Genomic DNA, 1,372 nt, shown 5'->3' on the forward strand with positions numbered 1-1,372 from the left:
TGCTTGATTCTTGCGAATCAAGCTAAGGTGGGTTATTGGATAAATTCTTGGCGCCAGATAGCAAAAGTTAGCAGTGACCAAATTTGGCGGCTATTACCAGGTTGGTAGTCTTTTATCAAGTTACAAACTTCCGGTTTAAAAATACCTGTTTCTGGCAATGTTTTAATTAACGCGCCAACATCTTCCCAGAGATAATCTTTGAGCCAAGAACCAAAAGGCGATCGCCAACCATACTTTTTCCGCTTTTGTACTACTTTTGGCAATAAATCTGAGAAAGTCGCTCTCAGCAGTTGCTTATCTTTTTGCCAGCCCACTTTCCTGGCAAAGGGAATAGACATAGCATATTCAACAAATTGGTAATCTAAAAAAGGAGTCAGGGATTCCAAACCTGCTGGCGTACTTGTTTTATATGCCCTGATGCGATTTGATTCTTTAATATCCAACTTCAAATCCATGTAGAGCAGGGCATCTTGGTTGCTAGTAATGTGATTTTTGGAGAGCAAACTTTTTAATAGTTCCTGATAGATCGAGTCTATAACTCCCGTATCTGTAGCGTATTCTCCCTGTAAGAGCTGATTAAATTCTCCCTTGCCGTAGGTAAACCAAGTACTTAATCTTTCTACAGTTAAGGGTGCTAAGTCCACTCTTCTAAAAGCTGTAGGATTAAAGTTATCTTTTACTGGCCATTTGTTTCTGTTGGCATAGGCTAAGTTGCGCAACCAGCTAGGTAATTTTTGCAAGAGGCTAATCTGCATATCTAATTGATGGCGCGGCTCACCTCCAAAGATGGCATCACTGCCATCCCCAGTCATTACTACTGCAATTCCTTGCTCCTTAAGCCATTCAGCCAGCAAGAGCATGGTGACGTTAATTTGATTACTATGAGGCTCACCAAAACTTCTTACACAACGTCGCAGTGTACCGATTAAATCTTGTCTGCCAGAGATAATCAGCTGACTATGTTTGGTACCAAAATGGGCACTCACTGCTTTAGCAACATCAGCATCAGAGTTACACTGATTCGGATTTGTGTTCCAGATTTCAGCATCAAGGGAACCAATTTCAAAGGCTGTAGAAAAGGTGTGAACTGGTTCTTTTGAGAGTTTGCTCATCATCCCCACAACCAGGGTAGAGTCTAAACCACCACTCAGAAGTGCTGCGGGAGAAAAATCACTGTTGCGATCTAAGCGACGCTTTACCGCCAACTCAAACCGCGAGCGAAGATTGTCTCTGATTTCTGCTTCTGGCGTACTCTGCAATGTTGCGACTTGCTGGAGTTGCCAGTAGCGATGTAGCTGCGGTGTTTTTCCGGCTTCAATGATTAAACTATGAGCAGGTTGTAGCTTTTTTACCCCCTTAACTAGGCTCAAGG

Annotated in this window: 1 protein-coding gene; it reads right to left on the bottom strand. The window is 42.6% G+C overall.

The window, feature by feature from the left end; all coding sequences use genetic code 11:
- Positions 1 to 32 precede the first annotated feature (32 nt).
- Positions 33 to 1,372: asparagine synthase C-terminal domain-containing protein (locus F6K53_RS42755; protein WP_293086669.1), on the bottom strand; the 1,340-nt coding region annotated here is incomplete at its 5' end.

The organism is Moorena sp. SIO4A1 (genome assembly GCF_010672065.1).
In the GTDB taxonomy this organism is placed as follows: domain Bacteria; phylum Cyanobacteriota; class Cyanobacteriia; order Cyanobacteriales; family Coleofasciculaceae; genus Moorena.